Here is a 17411-nt window from a genome sequence, read left to right on the forward strand (position 1 = left end):
TTTTACTGATAAAAATAATCACCCGGGCGGATATGCTGAAGCAAGAGCTTGCCCGGGTCCGGGAAGAGTATATCCTCAAAGACAACTATAACGCAGTCCCCATCCGTAACAGCGAGGGAAAGATCATCGCCGCCATGAGCCTTACCGCTTTTGAAACCTAGTTTTTTACTTTGGGCGTATTCGGCCGCATCGATCGATGCGGCCGGATGGCCTTCCTGCGAATCAGGTGCCTGCTACTCCCACAACCTCTTCTTTCAGGGTATTTTTCTGTTTCACCGCAATAAGGGAGATGAACAGACCAAACACCACTGCGGCAACCACCAGGCCCGTGACAATTCCCACCATGTAGGGCAGTCTAAAGCCTTCGGGGGCGATTAGAATATAGGAAGTAACCACCACAGTCATAAAAGTCGCGGGAATAGTGGTGATCCAGAACAATTTACCGGTTTTTGCCAAATAGGCGCTGGCGGCCCAAAGGGCTATGGTGGCTAGGGTCTGGTTCGACCAGGCAAAATACCGCCAAATCATGTTGAAATTAGCGGTACTACCAATGGCAAAGAGGACCAGCAAAATACCCACGAAAAAAAGCGGAACGGCGATTAAAAACCGGTTTTTTATGGGCTTTTGATCGAATTTACTGATATCCGCAATAGCGAGCCGGGCACTCCGGAAAGCCGTATCCCCCGAGGTTACCGGGCAGGCTACCACCCCGAGGACCGCAAGGACACCCCCAATGGGCCCCATAAGGTCGATGGAAACCTTTTTGACTACCACCGCGGCGGCTCCCGCTGCGGCAAGCCCTTCCTGGCCGCCAAAATGGGCCATAGCGGCGGCGGCCCAGATCATGGCCACCACCCCTTCGATGATCATGGCACCGTAAAATACGATCCTGCCGTCCTTTTCGGACTTGATACAGCGGGCCATGAGAGGAGACTGGGTGGCATGGAAACCGGAAATAGCACCGCAGGCAATGGAAATACAGAGAAACGGGAAGATATGCATAGCATTAGGATGCAGGTTCTTAAAGGTAAATTCAGGGATCGTCGCCACTTCGCCGGTAACAAAAAGCATGATAGTAATACCCACACCCATGATAAGCAGAGCCGCCCCAAAGATCGGATAAAGCCGCCCGATAACCTTATCGATGGGCAGGATCGTGGCAATGATGTAGTATAAAATGATCACGGTGAGGGAGATAACGTAAACAATACGGGAGCCCTCGGCATGGGGGATGAGGCTGTCCAAAACCTGAGCCGGAGTGGTAACAAAAACCACCCCCACCAGGATGAGGAGTACAATCGAGAACACCCGCATGATCCACCGGGGAATATCCCCTAGGTATTTGCCCACGATCTCCGCAATCGTCGAGCCCTCGTTCCGCAGGGAGAGCATACCGGAAAAGTAGTCATGGACCGCGCCGGCAAATATGCAGCCCAGGACTATCCAGACAAAAGCGGCCGGTCCCCAGAGCGCCCCGGCGATAGCCCCAAAGATAGGTCCCGTACCGGCAATGTTCAAAAATTGGATGAGTACGGCCTTCCATGTGGGAATTTCCACAAAGTCAACCCCGTCATTGATCCGCCCTGCAGGAGTTTTGGAATTCGGATTAATCACAAAGATTTTTTCTACAATCTTACCGTATACTACATATCCCAGTATTAACGCGATAACACCTACGATAAAAGAAATCATAGCGCCTCCTGAATTTTTCATTGAATGTATTCCCCAAAAATTCATTTTTTGGGGAATACGACCTTGAATTTAGAAAAAAAACGAACTTTCAACCGCTTTTTCCATAGCCAATCCAAATTCAAAAGAGGGTTGGAACTGACTCACCGGCCCTCAAAAACCTCCTATTATAATTTAACCATGGGTTTTCAAAATTTGTCAAGTTTTTTATAAGGTTCGAATTCTTCGGTATTTGACTATTCGATATTATTTTTCTTATATGCTTGACGTGATGTTTGGGGAAGATGATTCCCGGTTGCGTAAAGATAACGGACCGGAAAACATGACTTTTCTTACCCTATGAAAAAACAGCCTTGTCATCATTGCATAAAGGATTATCGGAAGGACGAATCCTGCCGATATCCTATAGGGAGTAATTATGCCGGAAATAAAAAGAGGGCTATTGTGCCTCATGGTTATAGGTTTTGCGATTCAGGTTCCGCTTCTTAGGGGAGAACAGTTTTTTTATAAACACAAAACAGGGGATAAATACCGGATTTTGTCCACCGTAAATGAAGAAGTTTACATAAACCGGCGGCTCTCCCACCGCGCGGAAATTTTAAACCGGATCGCCGTGGAAGTAACGGAAATCCATGACGGTATTGCCCGCCATGGGGCCCTGTTTCAGACCGCTGAACGGGCCCAGGGGGTAGGAGGAGGCCGGAGTTTCCAGTGGGCCCGGGAATATGAATCCGAATTCAACCGGAATCCCCAAGGATTTATTACCATTGATAGCAAGTTTTTTATGCCCGTGGTAAGGAATGTACCGGTTTTCCTGGATCAGGACCTTAATCCGGGAGATACCTGGTCTGCCGAGGGACACGAGATGCACGATTTTAGGGACAGTTTTGGCATAAATGAACCCTACCGGATCCCCTTTATCGCCGATTATACTTTTTTGGGCCGCCGGCAATGGCGGAATAAGGACTACTCTGCTTTTTCCGTATCCTACCGTATTTTCACCGAACCCGAATCGGTCCGGGGAACCCTCTGGCCCCGGCGTATCATGGGGGCGTCGGATCAAATCGTCTATTGGGATACCGAATTAGGTCAGGCTGCGGCGTATAACGAGGTATTCCGTATGGTTTTTGAACTATCCAACGGCAGTACCGTGGAATACCGGGGCAATGCGGAGGCGGAGATTATCGAATCCCCAGGGATGGATAAAGAAAAAATCGCCCGGGAAATCGAGGATACGATAAGGCGGATGGGTATTACCGATACCTCGGTCCGGATTGTGGATGAGGGAATATCCATTAGCCTCGAAAATATTCAATTTCAGCCCGATTCCGCGGAATTACTGCCGGCGGAAAAGGTAAAACTCGACCAAATCGCCGGGGTTCTCCAAAAATATAGGGAAAGGGACATCCTGGTGGGGGGGCATACCGCCCTGGCCGGTAGTGCCGAGGATAGGATGGTCCTTTCCCGGGAACGGGCGGCGGCGGTGGCGGACTATTTAATCGAAAAAAAAGCCCGCAGCCCCGACCGTATCGTGGTCCGGGGCTATGGGGCGGAACAGCCCCTGGGGGACCATAACACCGAAGCGGGCCGCCGAAAGAACCGGCGGGTGGAAATTACCATACTTGAAAATTAAAGGATGATATGCTAAAAATAAATATCCATGAACTACTCCAACCCGGCAAATCTTGCTGTGCTCGCCTGTCCCGGAGGGGAAGTCTTCGCCGATGAGGTAATTACCCATCTTAAGAAGTGTTATTATCATCACTTTAAGAAAACCGCCTCCGAATTAGCCCGGCGGTATAATATGGACACGGAAGAGGTCATTAAGAAGGTCAATTTCATCAATGAGGTTAATTCCCCGTCATCAAATTTGCCCGCGGATGTCCTAAAATTTCATACCCCCCGGTTCAAAGTCCCCGCCCGGTTTACCCTCTTCTCCAACGGTGAGATAAAATCGGAAATTCTGGAATCCATCCGGGGCAAGGATATCTATATTGTACAGGACGTGGAGAATCATTACCCCTTACAATTCAACGACGGTGCGGTGACCAGTTCCCTGTCGGTGAACGATCACCTTATGACCATTTTTGTGACCGTGGACGCCGTTAAACAGGCCGGGGCGGAACGGGTCACCCTGGTGGTTCCTATTTATCCCTATTCCCGGCAGCACAAAAAAAAAGGCCGAGAGGGGCTTACCGCAAGCCGGGTGGGAACTATTTTGGAATCCCTGGGGGTCAACCGGATCATTACCCTGGATATTCATTCCCGGGAAATTGGAAATGCCTTTAATTTTATGCGCCTGGAGAATCTTCATGCCAGCTATCAAATTATCCGCCGGTTTCTACAGATCACCGGGATCAAGGACGATGATCTTGTGGTGGTTTCCCCGGATACGGGGGCGGTAGACAGGAATAAATTCTATGCCACCGCCCTAAAACGGCCCCTGGCCCTGTTATACAAAGAACGGGATTATTCCCGGGTTTCCAAGGACGCCCTGGAAAATAACATTGCCGAGATAAAACTTCTGGGAAATGTCAGGGATAAGACGGTTTTTATGGCTGACGATATGCTGGGTACCGGAGGAACCCTTCTTAAGGCCATGAAATTCCTCAAGGAACAGGGGGCAGGAAAGGTAATCGCCGCCATCAGCCTTCCCCTATTCTCCGGGGATGCGGTCAAATATTTTGATACCGCCTATAATGAAGGGCTTTTTTTCCGGATCATTGGAACCAATGCCATATTTCAAGAGGAAGTGTTAAGCCGGGAATGGTATGTGAGCGTCAATATAACCAAACTTTTTGCCCAAACTATTTCCCGGCTCCACCAGGGGCTTTCCATGAGTTCCCTCCTGGATAACCGGGACATCATAGAAAAGCTCTTCACCGACACCTAAAAATTCCATGAATACCCGGCGGTTTATCCTCTGTGTTGATATCGGAACCTCCTCGCTTAAGGCCGCTTTTATTGATGTCAAGGGCCATAGCCGTGGGTTTGTCCGTAAGGCCTATCCCCGGGAACACCTGGTCCGGGGCGCGGTAAATGGGTCCGATTGGGAAAAAGCGCTGGTCCTGGCCAGAGAGGATCTGGCCAAACAAGCACCGGGCCGCAAGCCCGATGCCCTCTGTATTTCCGGAAACGGTCCTACCTTGGTTCCCCTGACCCGGGGGGGCCAATCCCTCGCTCCCCTCCACTGGTATAAAAGCCGGGCCGATACCCCGGAACAACTCCCCTCCCTGTTTCTCCCCTATGCCGCGTATTTTTTACAGGAAAATCCCGAAGAGTATGAACGGACCCGGTATCTCTTTTCCGCGCCGGAGTGGTTTTCTTACCGATGCGGAGCGGAGCCGGTAACCGTCCTCCCCTCCCCCCTTTACGAACCCTACTATTGGGATGAAGCCCAATGTCGGAAATTGGGCCTGGACCGGGACAAATTCCCCCCCTTTGTACCGCTGGGAAGTTCCATCGGCAGGGTTTCCGCCGAAGCCGCGGAATATTTTGACCTTCCCCGGGGAATCCCCATCATCGCCGGGGGGCCGGATTTTATCATGGCCCTTATAGGGGTTGGAGCGGTTGAGCCGGGAATCGTCTGTGACCGGGCCGGCAGCTCCGAGGGAATTAATATCTGCACCCCCGGCCCGGTTCATATTCCCGGATTCAGAACCCTGCCGCATATTGAAGCGGAATTTTGGAATCTGGGGGCTATCCTGCCCGCTTCAGGCCGTTTTTTTGACTGGTACCGGGAACTCACCGGACAGGCCGATAGGGGGTATGACGAATTATTGGAGGAACTTATCGGAAAACACCTTCCTGCTGAATCCCCCACAGCTCTGTCCCCCGGAGAGGGCCTTTTTTTTCCGGTATTGCCCTTCCCCGGTAAGCCTTTGGCGGCGGGCCTCTTTACGTCCTTCCCGGGACTTCTCAGCCAGGCCGGGTTCGGCAGGGCGGTTTTGGAAGCCCTGGGCTTTTTGGTTCGGGATACCCTGGAAATCTTCAACAGCCATGGTTTTCCCATAAAGGAGATGCGGCTTTCCGGGGGACAGAGCAAAAACGCCCGCTGGAACCAGCTGAAGGCGGACCTTACCAACTGTACCCTGCTGCTCCCGGAAATACGGGACGGCGAGCTTATGGGAGACGCCTGTATTGCGGCCCGGGCTCTGGGAGAATTCTCCGACCTGCCCCAGGCCGTCTCCGGCATGATCCGTTTTACCGGCTCCTATACCCCCTCCCCCAAAAACGTGTCCCGTTATACCGAAGGATTCCACGCTTATCGGGAATTTAAAGAAAAGGCCCGGAGTTTCCTGGAATGAAGATCTATCGGATCCCCTCGGTACGGTCCGCCCTGATTTTCGATATGGACTCGACCCTCTATACCAATGCGGAATACGCCCGGGACCAAATCGATCTTCCCATCTGGCATCTTGCCCGTATCCGCGGCCGGAGTTTTGAGGATATGAAGAGAGAAATAGAAACCTACCGGGAAACCTGGGCCCAAACCAAAGGAGAAAAAATCAGCCTTACCAATACCTTCAAGGATTTCGGTATTTCCCTGGAAGAAAACATCCGCTGGCGGGAAGAACTATACGAACCCTCCCGGTACCTCAAGCCGGATCCGGTCCTTGGCAAAACCCTCGACGCCTTGGCATCCGCCTTTTCCTTTGCCCTGGTTACGAATAATCCGGTGTTGGTTGCCAAAAAGACCCTCGCCGCTCTGGGAATCGGTGAATTTTTTACTATCATGGTGGGCCTTGATACTTGTAAGGTATCAAAACCCCACCGGGCCCCCTTTATTAAAGCAATGGAGTTCCTGGAAATTCCCGCCGAAGAATGTATCGCCCTGGGGGATCGGTATGATTTTGATATAGCCCCTCCCCTGGAACTCGGCATGGGGGGCATCCTGGTCGACGGGGTTGAGGATGTGTATGGCCTTGAGGAAATACTCAAACAGGACCATGTGTAATGATTCTCTGGGGTAAGGAACCCTCTGAAAACTTTAGTTTTCAGAGGGTTTCCAATCTTATTTCGCGGCGACTACCTCAATCTCAATTTTCGCGCCCAGGGGCAGCGCCGCGACCTGAACACAGCTGCGGGCGGGCGGATTTTCGGGAAAATACAACCCATACACTTCGTTCATCGCGGAAAATTCGGAAAGGTCAACCATGAATACGGTGGTCTTTACCACATTTTTTAACGAGAGTCCCGCTTGTTCCAAAATCGCTTTGCAGTTCTCAAGAGAATTCTTTGCCGCTTTTTTGATGTCCTCTTTTTCAAGCGTCCCAGCCGCCATATCCACCGGTAACTGCCCGCTGGTGAACACAAAACTTCCGGCGTCAATTCCTTGAGAATAGGGACCGATTGCCTTTGGAGCTTTTTCCGTAATAATTGCGTTTTTCATAGTATGTACTCCATTTATCTTGAGAATATCCTACACCCGGCATTCCCCGACATTCTAAAAATGTCAGGGAATTAAGGATTTTAACCTATACCGCCGAAGGCGATACTCAGGACGAACACCAGGAACGCAATTGCGCAGAACCCGTATTTACCCAGGGGAACAACCCACTTGCCGATTTTCTTCTCCCTGCCAAGCTGAATTTGCTCTGCGGCAAAATCCTTTCCCATAACCCAGAAGAAGATAATCGCCGCGATGAACGCCCCCAAGGGACAGACATAAATGGACATAATATCCATCCAGACCCCGATGATATCGGCATTCTCCAGGAAAACACCGCCTATGGACGCCAAAAGGAGAATAATGATTACCGACTTAAAGCGGGAAAGTTTAAAGCGATCCTGGAGCATCTCAATGGGCGTTTCAAAGATGTTGACAATGGACGTGGCCGCCGCAAAGAAAATAGCCAGGAAGAAGATGATGGCAAAGATCTGGCCCCCTGCCATCTGCTGGAAGATCGCGGGCAGGGTAATGAATATTAGGGGTGGCCCGGCGCCTATTGAGTCCGCTCCGAGCAGCGCGAATACCGCGGGGACAATCACGATTGATGCTAGGATGGCCGCGAGGGTATCAAAAATAGCGATGTTTTTCGCACAGGCAAGAACATTTTCTTTCTTACTCAGATAAGAACCATAGACCACGGTCCCGTTCCCCGCCAGGGATAGGGAGAAAAACGCCTGTCCCAGGGCAAAGATCCAGGTTTTGATGTCGCTTATATAGCTCCACTGGGGGATAAATAAATATTTGTACCCCTCAACGACGCCGGGCAGCAGGGCAACCCGAATGGCCATATAGATAAACAGGAGGTAGAAAACGGGCATCATAACCTTACATACCTTTTCGATACTCTTGGAGATACCCCCAATCATCATAATAAAGGTGATACCCAGGGCGGTAAGGTGCCAGCCTATGCTGCCGAAGTTGCCGACAATTTGGCCAAAGTAGGCCCCGGTATCCTTGTTGCTAATCACTGCCCCTGAAATGGAACCCCACAGATAGCGGAGAACCCAGCCCATGATGATCGCATACCCTGTCCCGATACCGAAGGCGGCGATGACCGGGATAACTCCGATTTCCTTGAAGGGTTTATTTTTTTGGGTCAGCGCTTTACGGAAGGTCCCCAAGGGTCCCGCACCGCCCCAACGGCCGAAGGCGGTTTCCTCCACAACGCCGGTCGCCCCCAGGATAAGAATACAGATGAAATACGGGATGAGGAATGCCGCACCGCCATATCTCGCCGTCCGATACGGGAAGGCCCACACATTTGCCATCCCTACCGCCGAACCTATGCAGGCGATAATAAATCCCCACCTGCCCGAAAACGAATCGCGTGCTTTTTCGTCCGACACAGTCTTACCTCCTATATTGATTAGCGCTGGGGCCGGCCGGGAAATTGGTTACTTCCCGGCCGACCCTCACATCAAAACTGAAACCAAGTCATTTAATCGGCTCAAGATGCGCCTGAAAATGCCGCAGAATCGGGGGTTCCCAAACAATGCGGAATCCGCGTTTTATGCTCGGTGCGCGCTTTTTAACTTCTATTACCGCGTCGATTATTACGTCCAGATGGGCCTGGGTGTACACCCGGCGCGGGATGGCGAGCCGTGAAAACTCAAAGTCGGCCTTGAGCTGTTTGCCCGTGTCGGGGTCGTTACCCAACATATACGAACCGATGTCGCAGCAGCGGATCCCCGCCTCCCGGTAAAGCTCAACGCAGAGGACCTGAGCGGGGTACTCGGTGTAGGGGATATGGGGGAACATGGCCTTGGCATCCAGAAACACCCCGTGACCCCCAACCGGTGCCTGATAGCCAATACCGGCATCGTCGAATTTTGCCGCCAGGTACTCCATCTGACCCACCCGGTAGCGGAGGTAGTTATCGTCAAGTCCTTCGCGAAGACCTACCGCCAGGGCTTCCAAATCCCGGCCCGCAAGCCCCCCGTAAGTGTAGAGCCCCTCAAATTCAATACACCGGGACTTGATTTCCAGGATGATATTTTCGTTGAGCTTCTCGTTCTTCACGCCGATCATGCCGCCCATGTTGACAATAGTATCTTTCTTTGCGCTCATGGTAAACATATCCGCATAGCTGAAGACTTCCCGCACGATCTCCGTGATAGATTTATTCGCATAGCCCGGTTCGTCCCGCTGGATGAAGTAGGCATTCTCCGCGTAACGTGCCGCGTCGATATCAAAGGGGATTCCGTACTTCTTGCAAACCGCCGAGGTCTCCCGAATGTTTTGAACCGAGACCGGCTGACCTCCGGCGGAGTTATTGGTGATGGTCATCACCACAAGGCCGATCTTCTCCGGCCCATGTTCTTTGATGAGCTTTTCAAGCCGCTCCACATCCATATTACCCTTAAAGGGGGCGCGTTTGGCCGGGTCCAGAGCTTCCGGTACCACGCAGTCCAGGGGGCGGGCCCCCGACAAAATGACATGGGCCCTGGTGGTATCAAAGAACATGTTTGAAATGGCGAATTTACCCTCGGACAAGAAAAGCGGAAGCAGTATCTTCTCGGCGGCGCGGCCCTGGTGTACCGGCTGGATATAATCGTAGCCGAAGATATCTTTGGCGGTATTGATCAGCTTATAGTAGCTGGACGCCCCCGCATAGGCTTCATCACCCTGCATCACGCCCGCCCATTGGAACTGGCTCATGGCGTTGGTCCCCGAATCCGTCAGAAGGTCGATATACACATCTTCACTTTTTAGATAGAAGAGGTTGTAATGAGCTTCTGCGATTTTCTTTTCGCGCTCTTCCCGCGTCAGCATACGAAGCGGTTCCACCACCTTTATGCGGAACGGTTCCGGTACATACTTTATTGCCATAAATGTTCTCCCCTAAAAAAATTAAATTTGAATTCGTTTCAAAACTCACGTTAGTTTGAAACTGATTTAGGGAAAAGCGGTTAGGCCCTAAATTAAGCCGGCCCGCTTTTTCTCTTAGATCTAAGGCCACTTACCAAGCAAAACTTATCGCTCAAAATCATGGTTGTCCCGGACCAGTGTATTTTGAAACCGTATCGCTTGATAAATTCCTCTACCTCATTATTGTATAATGAGGATGGGTACCTGTCAATGATTTTTTTTAATTATAATAAAAAATTATTATAATTTTTGTCCCGTCCCCTGGGACAAAAATATTTGCGTTTTTCCGAAGCGGCGGTTTCAAAGGCCGCTTGCTTTTGAAACTACTTTGGCTTTCAATTTGAAACCGGTTCGATGGTATCTTATCCTGCAGGATCTCCTTGTGTAATGCCCAGGGGACCGTTATAATACAACAATGGACTCCATCGAAGTAACAAAAAGCATCGTGGAATTTTTGGGCAAGGCCTGCGGGGAAAATTGCGAGATCGTGCTTCAGGATCTGCGGGAAGGGAAAATGGAGATTGTGGCCATCGCCAATGGTCATATCAGCGGCCGTACCGTCGGGGCTCCGCCCACGGACCTTGCCCTCCGTATGATGGCTCAGGAAGAATGGAAGACTCGGGATTATGTTTGTAATTATGAAGGAAAAACCAGGGATAACCGGCATCTTCATGCATCCACCTTTTTTCTTAAAAATGAAAAAAAGGACAAACTCCTGGGGATGCTCTGCGTCAATATTGATACCAGTAAATATACCCAATTAAGCGAAGCGGTACTTAAACTTGCCGGTTTAGGTTCCTTAAAAGACATCAAGCCCTCTGAAGAATTCCAGGCGGAAAATTTTTATGAAAACATGGAAGAGATTATCAAGTCGGTCCTGCGGGAAATGGGGGTAGGCGGCCAAACGCATCATCGGCTTTCCCAGGAAGAACGGCTTACCATCATTGAACGGCTTATGGAACACGGTATTTTTCTGCTCCGCGGGTCCGTAAGTAGTGTGGCGGAAAAACTGCATTGTTCCGAGGCGAGCCTATACCGGTATATCGCCATGGTGAACAAACGAAAAACCTACAAGCAATGACCGCCTTACCGGTTTCTTAACCGGGTAACAAGCAACTGCGTTTTTCCTGGATCCTATACTGGTAAAAATGAATTTGTTTCGGTATACTGCCCGTATGATTTTGCGGGATTTTGCCCAGGATCTGACGGAACTTTGTTTCCATACCCCTCTGGCTTCGGGACGGCCCCTCAGGTGGACCATTATCGCCAACCCCACCGCGGGAGGGTTTACCATCCGCTCCCGGTGGAAAAAACATCAGACCGCGCTTAAAAACGCCCGGGAGATAGCGGGAAAGAACCCCCGGCGGGAAAACGCCGGACCATCCCAAACCGCCCGGGAAGGGGATGGCGGTTCCGGCGAATTGGGAAGCCTGGGGCTCATCCCCACCAGGGCCCCGGGCCATGCGGGAAAAATCGTGAAAGCCCTGTTGGATGAGGCCGGCTCTCAGACCGATTCCTCCTTCCATCTGCTTATTACTGCCGGGGGGGACGGGACCAGTCTGGAAGCGTTAATCCCCCTTTTCGAGGCATCCCCGATCCTCCGCTCCCGGTTTGCCATACTCCGCCTTCCCATGGGAACCGGAAACGACGGTGCCGATGCCTGGGAGTTAGCCCAAGCCCTGGACCTCCTCATTTTTCCCACCCGGATCGAGGGGGCCCGGGCCGTGCGGCTTACCACCCGGACCCCGGGTAAGGGGCCTTTTCTGGCCTTCAATATCCTTTCCGTGGGGTTGGACGCCTTTGTTACCCACATGACCAACAAAATGAAGGGAAAACTCCCGGGGGATTCCTATAAATTATGGGTAGATATCGCGTCCCTCCTCTATGACCGGCTTTACCGGGTCGGCCCCATGGAGATCAATGCCTTTGACGGAACCGGCCGGACGGTGAAGTCCTTCCGGGAACCTCTCCTGTTATTAGCCGTGGGGGTCAGCGGCCACCGTACCTACGGTTCCCACAAGCGGATCCTCCCGGACGACCGGAATGTCTGCGGGGTAAAACAGATGCCCCTCCTGCGAAAGGTGGCCCTCAAGGGGCTTTTTACTGCCGGGGGTCATATTGATAAACCCGAATCCATCCTGTTTACTGCGGACCGGGTGGAATTCCGGGGGGAATATCCCATCCTGGCCCAGATGGACGGAGAGGCGGTACTCCTCACCCCGGAAGACTTTCCCGGAACCATAGAACTCACCGAACCGGTAATTCCCATCTTAAAGAGGAGCTTTTAATGGTACAAGTGATAGACCGGGGGGTATATCTCTGTAAGGGCAGGGAAATTATTGAGGATATCCCGGAAAATCAGGACCTTTTACGACAGCGTTCCCTTCGACGGGAGGAAGGGCGCCGGGCTACCATGGCCTATGGGGTACTACAGGCTCACAACAAAAGCGGGGATGAAAATAAACTGGAACTGGGTTTTGATGCCCTGGCATCCCATGATATTACCTTTGTCAACATCATCCAGACCGCCCGGGTCAGCGGTCTGGAACAATTCTCCCTCCCCTATATATTAACCAATTGCCATAACTCCCTCTGCGCCGTAGGGGGGACCATCAACGAGGACGATCATATATTTGGCCTTTCCGCGGCAAAAAAATACGGTGGGATCTATGTGCCCCCCCATCTGGCGGTGATCCATTCCTATATCCGGGAAACCCAGGGAGGCTGCGGCAGGATGATCCTGGGAAGTGACAGCCATACCCGGTACGGGGCCCTGGGAACCATGGGGGTAGGCGAAGGCGGAGGGGAACTGGTCAAACAACTCCTGGGCCGGACCTATTCCATGGCCTATCCCCCGGTAATCGGGGTTTACCTGTCGGGGAAACCCCGGCCCGGGGTAGGCCCCCAGGATGTAGCCCTGGCCCTTATCCGGGCGGTTTTTAAAACCGGGTTTGTCAAAAACAAGGTCCTGGAATTTTTCGGTGAAGGCGTCGGTACCCTTTCCGCGGATTTCCGCTTTGGTATCGATGTGATGACCACCGAAACAACCTGCTGGTCCTCCCTTTGGGAGACCGACCACCGTATTCGGGATTACCTTGGCGAACATCACCGCGGTGGAGAGTATTTTCCCATGGCTCCGGGGGATACGGCCTACTATGACGGTCTTATCCGTATCGATCTCTCGGCGATAACGCCCATGATTGCCCTCCCCTTCCATCCCAGTAACGTCTTTGAAATCGATACCCTCCTGGCGAATCCCGGGGATATCCTCCGCCGGGTTGAACAGGAGGGGACAGAGCTTCTGGAGAATAAAGAAGTTCCCTTAAAACTTACCGACAAGGTCGATGATAAGGGCCGGATTCGGATAGATCAGGGGGTAATCGCCGGATGCGCCGGGGGTACCTATGAAAATCTCATGGCCGCGGCAGCCATACTCCGGGGAAGTGGCTGCGGCAATCCCGGTTTTGCTCTGTCCCTGTACCCCGGCAGCCAGCCGGTGATGCTGGAACTGGCAAAAAACGGAGCCCTGGGGGATCTCATCTCCGCCGGGGCGGTGATCCGGACCGCTTTTTGCGGTCCCTGTTTTGGCGCCGGGGATGTGCCCGCCCATAAGGGCCTTTCCATCCGCCACACCACCCGAAATTTTCCCAACCGGGAAGGTTCCCGGCCCATGGACGGCCAGTTGGCTTCGGTGGCCCTGATGGACGCCCGGAGTATCGCCGCCACCGCCCGGAATAGGGGGTATCTCTGTTCCGCCGCAACCTTGGATTTTGAAGAAAAATTTCCCCCCTACCACTACGACGACAGCCCCTATAAAAACCGGGTCTATCATGGGTTCGGAAATCCTCGGAGCGACACGGCCCTGCATTACGGTCCCAATATCACCGATTGGCCCTCCATGGAGGCCCTGGGAGAAAATCTGCTCCTCAAAATAGCGGCTTATATCACCGATCCCGTGACCACCACCGATGAAATTATCCCCTCCGGGGAAACATCTTCCTTCAGGTCTAACCCTGTGGGGCTGGCGGAATTTACCCTGTCCCGAAAAGATCCCGGCTATGTAGGCCGGGCCAAGGAGGCGCAGCGGGCGGAAGCCCAGCGGCTTGCCCTCATACGGGGGGAAACATCACCGGAAACGAACGACAGACGGATCCTGAGTGAAATCGACGGCATCCTGGAACGGCTCCGTACCGTCCAAGAAATGGAAACCCTGGGATATGCCCGCCTTCAAATCGGTTCGGCGATCTTTGCCCACAAACCCGGGGACGGAAGCGCCCGGGAACAGGCGGCAAGCTGTCAGCGGGTCCTGGGGGGACTGGTCAATTTTGCCGGGGAATACGCTACCAAACGGTACCGGAGTAACCTCATCAACTGGGGGATCATCCCCTTTACCCTGGAGGGGGAGCCTTCCTTCAAACTGGGGGATTATGTATTTATACCCCGAATACGGGATGTGATAACAGAGGCCGGAACCTCCGTTACCGCCTATATAGTCACCGCCGGAGAGCTCTGTCCCTTTACCCTGGTCATACCGGAGCTTACCCCCCCGGAGGCGGAGATCATCCGGCAAGGTTCCCTGATAAACTATAACCATTCACGAAGTCTTTCCCCAGGAGCATATTAACCCAGACTCTCGAATAAGGCCAAGGCACGGCGAAAAGCGGAATTAGGTTTTTTGAGTTCCTTTGATCCCCGGGTTATTTTGCAGAGGGAAATCCCCAATTCCCGGGCGATTTTCCGCTGGGGTATCTTTTCCCCCAGGGCCTTTACCAAAGCCCAACGGGCGGCAATATCCGCGGTTTCCGCCGGGGTTAAGAGACAGCGCAGGAAGGCCTCAATCAATTCCGGATCTTCAATTTTAGCGAGGAGCCGGACCAATTCGCCTAAATTTTCCGCTACTCTGGGATCGTCAATTTTCATAATAGACTCCATACCTCTTTATATCTATGGCTGCCTGAAAAATTTGAAAAACTTGTTCGGATCCTTTTTTTAGTACGGCATTTTTACATGGTTATGTCCATCAGGGGGAGGAGTTCCTCCGGGGTATCGATAATCCGGTCGGCGCCGGCGGCTTCCAGGGCGGAGCGGTCCCTGAAACCCCAGCTTACCCCCAGGGCATGACAATCCGCGGCATGGGCGGTTTCCATATCAATTTCGGAATCCCCTATAAATATGGTTTCCCGGGGGGTCCGATCCAGTTCCATAAGGATCTCCCAGGTGGAGGCCGGATCCGGTTTACGGGGAACTCCCGCTTTTTCTCCCCGGATCAGATCAAAGGACCCCGGGGGAAAAAGCCCATTCACCACCAGGGTCGTTACCGGATCGGGTTTATTGGTTAAAACAGCGGTTTTTAGGCGCCGCCGTTTTAATTCCGCCACTACGGCGGGAATCCCCGGATAGGGCCGGGAATAGGTTAAGGGCCTTTCCACATAAAACCGGGCGGCGTCGGCAGCCAGGGCTTCGACGGTTTTTTCGTCCCGGGCTGCGGCAGGCAGGGCAAGGAAGGCTAAGCGCCTTATCCCCCACCCGATCATGGTAATATATTTCTCCTCGATAATTGGAGGATAGGCCCTGAGGATCAAAGCCCGGTTCATAGCTTCGGCAATGTCCTTTAGGGTATCAGCCAGGGTCCCATCCAGATCAAAGATAATACATTTAAATTTCATAGTTCTATTATATTACCGAATACATGAAAAAAAACGATTTTTTTGAAAAAAAATGAAGGAAAAACTACAAAAAAACACAATATCGTTTTATACTTGTGATAGAGTCAAGTAAACACTTGAAACTCGGGCTTGTTCAAACGCAGTTGGGTTTGGGCATGTTTTTGGAAAACCGGTCAAAAGTCCGGGTTTTCCGCTAAATCCAAGGAGGCTTTTCCAAAAACGGAAAATTTGGAATAGTATCCCTTTATTATTTTTAGGAGATTTTAATGAAAAAAACGGTTGGTATTCTTTTGAGTTGTTTTGTTATGTTAACGATCTTTGGAAGCTGCGGTAAAAAGGATCCGGAGTATGATTTGTACATATTTAACTCCAAAGGGGAGAATGCCCAGCAATTTGATGCTATGTGCCGGGCCTATGAGGCGGAAACCGGGGTCAAGGTCAAGAATTTTTCTATCGGTTCGGGGCAGGACCATTCAGAACCTTTGAACGCGGAAATGAATTCCCGGAATAAGCCGGTTATCTATTCCATCCAGGGGGTTAAGGAACTGGTGGAGTGGATTCAGGGAGGTTTTGTCGAGGACCTCTCTACGGTGACGGATCCGGCCTTTGCCGCCTTGGTGTCCGCCATCCCCCCCTCGCTACGGCTCACCACCGATGGGAATACCAGTTTCGGTATCCCCTACAATGTAGAGGGTTACGGGTATATCGCCGACACCAAGCTCCTGGGGGATATTTTCGGCCAGGCGAATGTGACCAATCTTGCTGCGGATATCAAGGCCGCAAGCTATGACGAGTGGGCGGCCCTGATTACGGCCCTGGACGGCTGGATCAAAAACCCCGCTCCGGCTCAGTTTACCATCAACGGTCATACCTATAGCTTCGCCCCTTCCAAAAGCGGCTTGGCGGTAAACCTGACCGGGATATTTGCGGTGATGGGCGCGGAAAAATGGACCTATGGGGACCATTTTATCAACGTGGCCCTGAATGCGATCTTCACTTCTCCTAACGACGCCAATACCGCCACCGAAGAGAAGCTCCGGGCCGGTAAAGGGGCCTTTGTGGATTACGCCCGGGCCCTGGACCTTAAGACAAGCCACTTGGCGGGGAAAAACGGCCCGGCCCAGCGGGGGCAGGATTTTGTATCCTCCGCCAATTTCGGCTATGATCAAACGGTACAGATCTTTGCCGACAGCAAGGCGGTATTTTTTAAACAGGGGAACTGGGCCTATGGAAACATTGCCGGGGTTAACCCGGAAATGGCGGAACGACTCATCTTCCTACCGGTTAAGATGCCCTTTAAGCCGGAGGATATCGTGAGGACCGACGGTATGACCGTGGAAAAACTCAACCGTTCCATCCCGGTGTTTGTCCCCAATTATTACGCGGTTAATAAACTTTCCTCGGACGCGGAAAAGAAACATGCCTATGATTTTTTGGTATGGCTCAATACGGCTCCTTCCGGTCAGCATTATGTGGTGGATGAATTTGCTTTTATTCCCTATAACGCGGACCCTGCGGTTACCACGGTACCCAATTCCCTGGGGAACTCCATCATCAGTTATATGAAAAGTGGGGATATCATTGCCGCCCCCTACCATGGAGCGCCCGCTTCCTGGTCCGGAGATGTGGTGGGTCTGCGGATCATGGAAAACTACATGACCAAACCCCAATGGACCGAAGGGGATTATAACGATATCGCCGACTATGCCATAACCGAATGGATTAAACTAAAATAG

15 protein-coding genes are annotated in these 17411 nt (G+C 52.1%); 9 read left to right on the forward strand and 6 right to left on the reverse strand.

All coding sequences use genetic code 11. From position 1 onward, the window contains the following. Nucleotides 1–32: 32 nt before the first annotated feature. A complete protein-coding gene (locus LQZ21_RS01605) occupies nt 33–161 on the forward strand; it encodes a hypothetical protein (protein WP_411042391.1) in 129 nt (42 codons plus the stop codon). 61 nt (nt 162–222) lie between these two features. Here the strand turns inward: LQZ21_RS01605 and LQZ21_RS01610 are convergent, their stop codons facing one another. Beyond that, nucleotides 223–1692, reverse strand: a complete 1470-nt coding sequence (locus LQZ21_RS01610) for a carbon starvation CstA family protein (RefSeq protein WP_411042392.1) — start codon at nt 1690–1692, stop codon at nt 223–225. A 448-nt stretch (nt 1693–2140) separates the two neighbouring features. On the opposite strand from LQZ21_RS01610, the gene LQZ21_RS01615 reads away from it, so the two are divergent. From LQZ21_RS01615 to LQZ21_RS01630, 4 genes are read left to right on the forward strand one after another with little or no spacing between them, the layout of a single operon-like run. Next, nucleotides 2141–3322 (forward strand): OmpA family protein, encoded by a 1182-nt coding sequence (locus LQZ21_RS01615; protein WP_411042393.1) that lies wholly within the window; start codon nt 2141–2143, stop codon nt 3320–3322. A 27-nt stretch (nt 3323–3349) separates the two neighbouring features. Continuing rightward, on the forward strand, nt 3350–4582 hold the full coding sequence (gene prs / locus LQZ21_RS01620; RefSeq protein ID WP_411042394.1) for a ribose-phosphate diphosphokinase: 1233 nt from the start codon (nt 3350–3352) through the stop codon (nt 4580–4582). 7 nt (nt 4583–4589) lie between these two features. After that, a complete protein-coding gene (locus LQZ21_RS01625; RefSeq protein WP_411042395.1) occupies nt 4590–5996 on the forward strand; it encodes a xylulokinase in 1407 nt (468 codons plus the stop codon). Next, nucleotides 5993–6646: an HAD family hydrolase gene (locus LQZ21_RS01630; protein ID WP_411042396.1), complete on the forward strand. Its 654-nt coding sequence runs from the start codon at nt 5993–5995 to the stop codon at nt 6644–6646. Before LQZ21_RS01625 ends, LQZ21_RS01630 begins: the two co-directional genes overlap by 4 nt. Nucleotides 6647–6703: 57 nt before the next feature. On the opposite strand, the gene LQZ21_RS01635 is transcribed toward LQZ21_RS01630, so the two are convergent. The 3 genes from LQZ21_RS01635 to LQZ21_RS01645 all read right to left on the reverse strand — a co-directional run bounded on the left by LQZ21_RS01635 (nt 6704) and on the right by LQZ21_RS01645 (nt 9970). Beyond that, nucleotides 6704–7081, reverse strand: coding sequence for a RidA family protein (locus LQZ21_RS01635; protein ID WP_411042397.1), 378 nt, complete (start codon nt 7079–7081; stop codon nt 6704–6706). 80 nt (nt 7082–7161) lie between these two features. Further along, nucleotides 7162–8487: a sodium-dependent transporter gene (locus LQZ21_RS01640; protein ID WP_411042398.1), complete on the reverse strand. Its 1326-nt coding sequence runs from the start codon at nt 8485–8487 to the stop codon at nt 7162–7164. An 88-nt stretch (nt 8488–8575) separates the two neighbouring features. After that, nucleotides 8576–9970, reverse strand: coding sequence for a tryptophanase (locus tag LQZ21_RS01645; RefSeq protein WP_411042399.1), 1395 nt, complete (start codon nt 9968–9970; stop codon nt 8576–8578). Nucleotides 9971–10424: 454 nt separating this feature from the next. Here LQZ21_RS01645 and LQZ21_RS01650 point away from each other — a divergent pair, with 454 nt between their 5' ends. The 3 genes from LQZ21_RS01650 (at nt 10425) to LQZ21_RS01660 (ending at nt 14633) form a co-directional block, all read left to right on the forward strand. Further along, on the forward strand, nt 10425–11090 hold the full coding sequence (locus LQZ21_RS01650) for a helix-turn-helix transcriptional regulator (RefSeq protein ID WP_411042400.1): 666 nt from the start codon (nt 10425–10427) through the stop codon (nt 11088–11090). 94 nt (nt 11091–11184) lie between these two features. Beyond that, the gene (locus LQZ21_RS01655; RefSeq protein WP_411042401.1) at nt 11185–12297 is read left to right on the forward strand and encodes a diacylglycerol/lipid kinase family protein; all 1113 of its coding nucleotides are present in this window, start codon (nt 11185–11187) and stop codon (nt 12295–12297) included. Then, a complete protein-coding gene (locus LQZ21_RS01660) occupies nt 12297–14633 on the forward strand; it encodes a hydratase (protein WP_411042402.1) in 2337 nt (778 codons plus the stop codon). The genes LQZ21_RS01655 and LQZ21_RS01660 overlap by 1 nt, the downstream gene beginning before the upstream one ends. Here the strand turns inward: LQZ21_RS01660 and LQZ21_RS01665 are convergent. Further along, nucleotides 14630–14929, reverse strand: coding sequence for a Trp family transcriptional regulator (locus LQZ21_RS01665; protein WP_411042403.1), 300 nt, complete (start codon nt 14927–14929; stop codon nt 14630–14632). The two genes, LQZ21_RS01660 and LQZ21_RS01665, sit on opposite strands and share 4 nt — an antisense overlap. An 83-nt stretch (nt 14930–15012) precedes the next feature. After that, nucleotides 15013–15675, reverse strand: coding sequence for an HAD family hydrolase (locus LQZ21_RS01670; RefSeq protein ID WP_411042404.1), 663 nt, complete (start codon nt 15673–15675; stop codon nt 15013–15015). Nucleotides 15676–15941: 266 nt separating this feature from the next. Between LQZ21_RS01670 and LQZ21_RS01675 the strand changes: the two genes are divergently transcribed. After that, nucleotides 15942–17411, forward strand: a complete 1470-nt coding sequence (locus tag LQZ21_RS01675) for an extracellular solute-binding protein (RefSeq protein ID WP_411042405.1) — start codon at nt 15942–15944, stop codon at nt 17409–17411.

Origin of the sequence: Treponema sp. TIM-1 (assembly GCF_046533115.1) — a bacterium.
Classification (GTDB): domain Bacteria; phylum Spirochaetota; class Spirochaetia; order Treponematales; family Breznakiellaceae; genus JAIRMO01.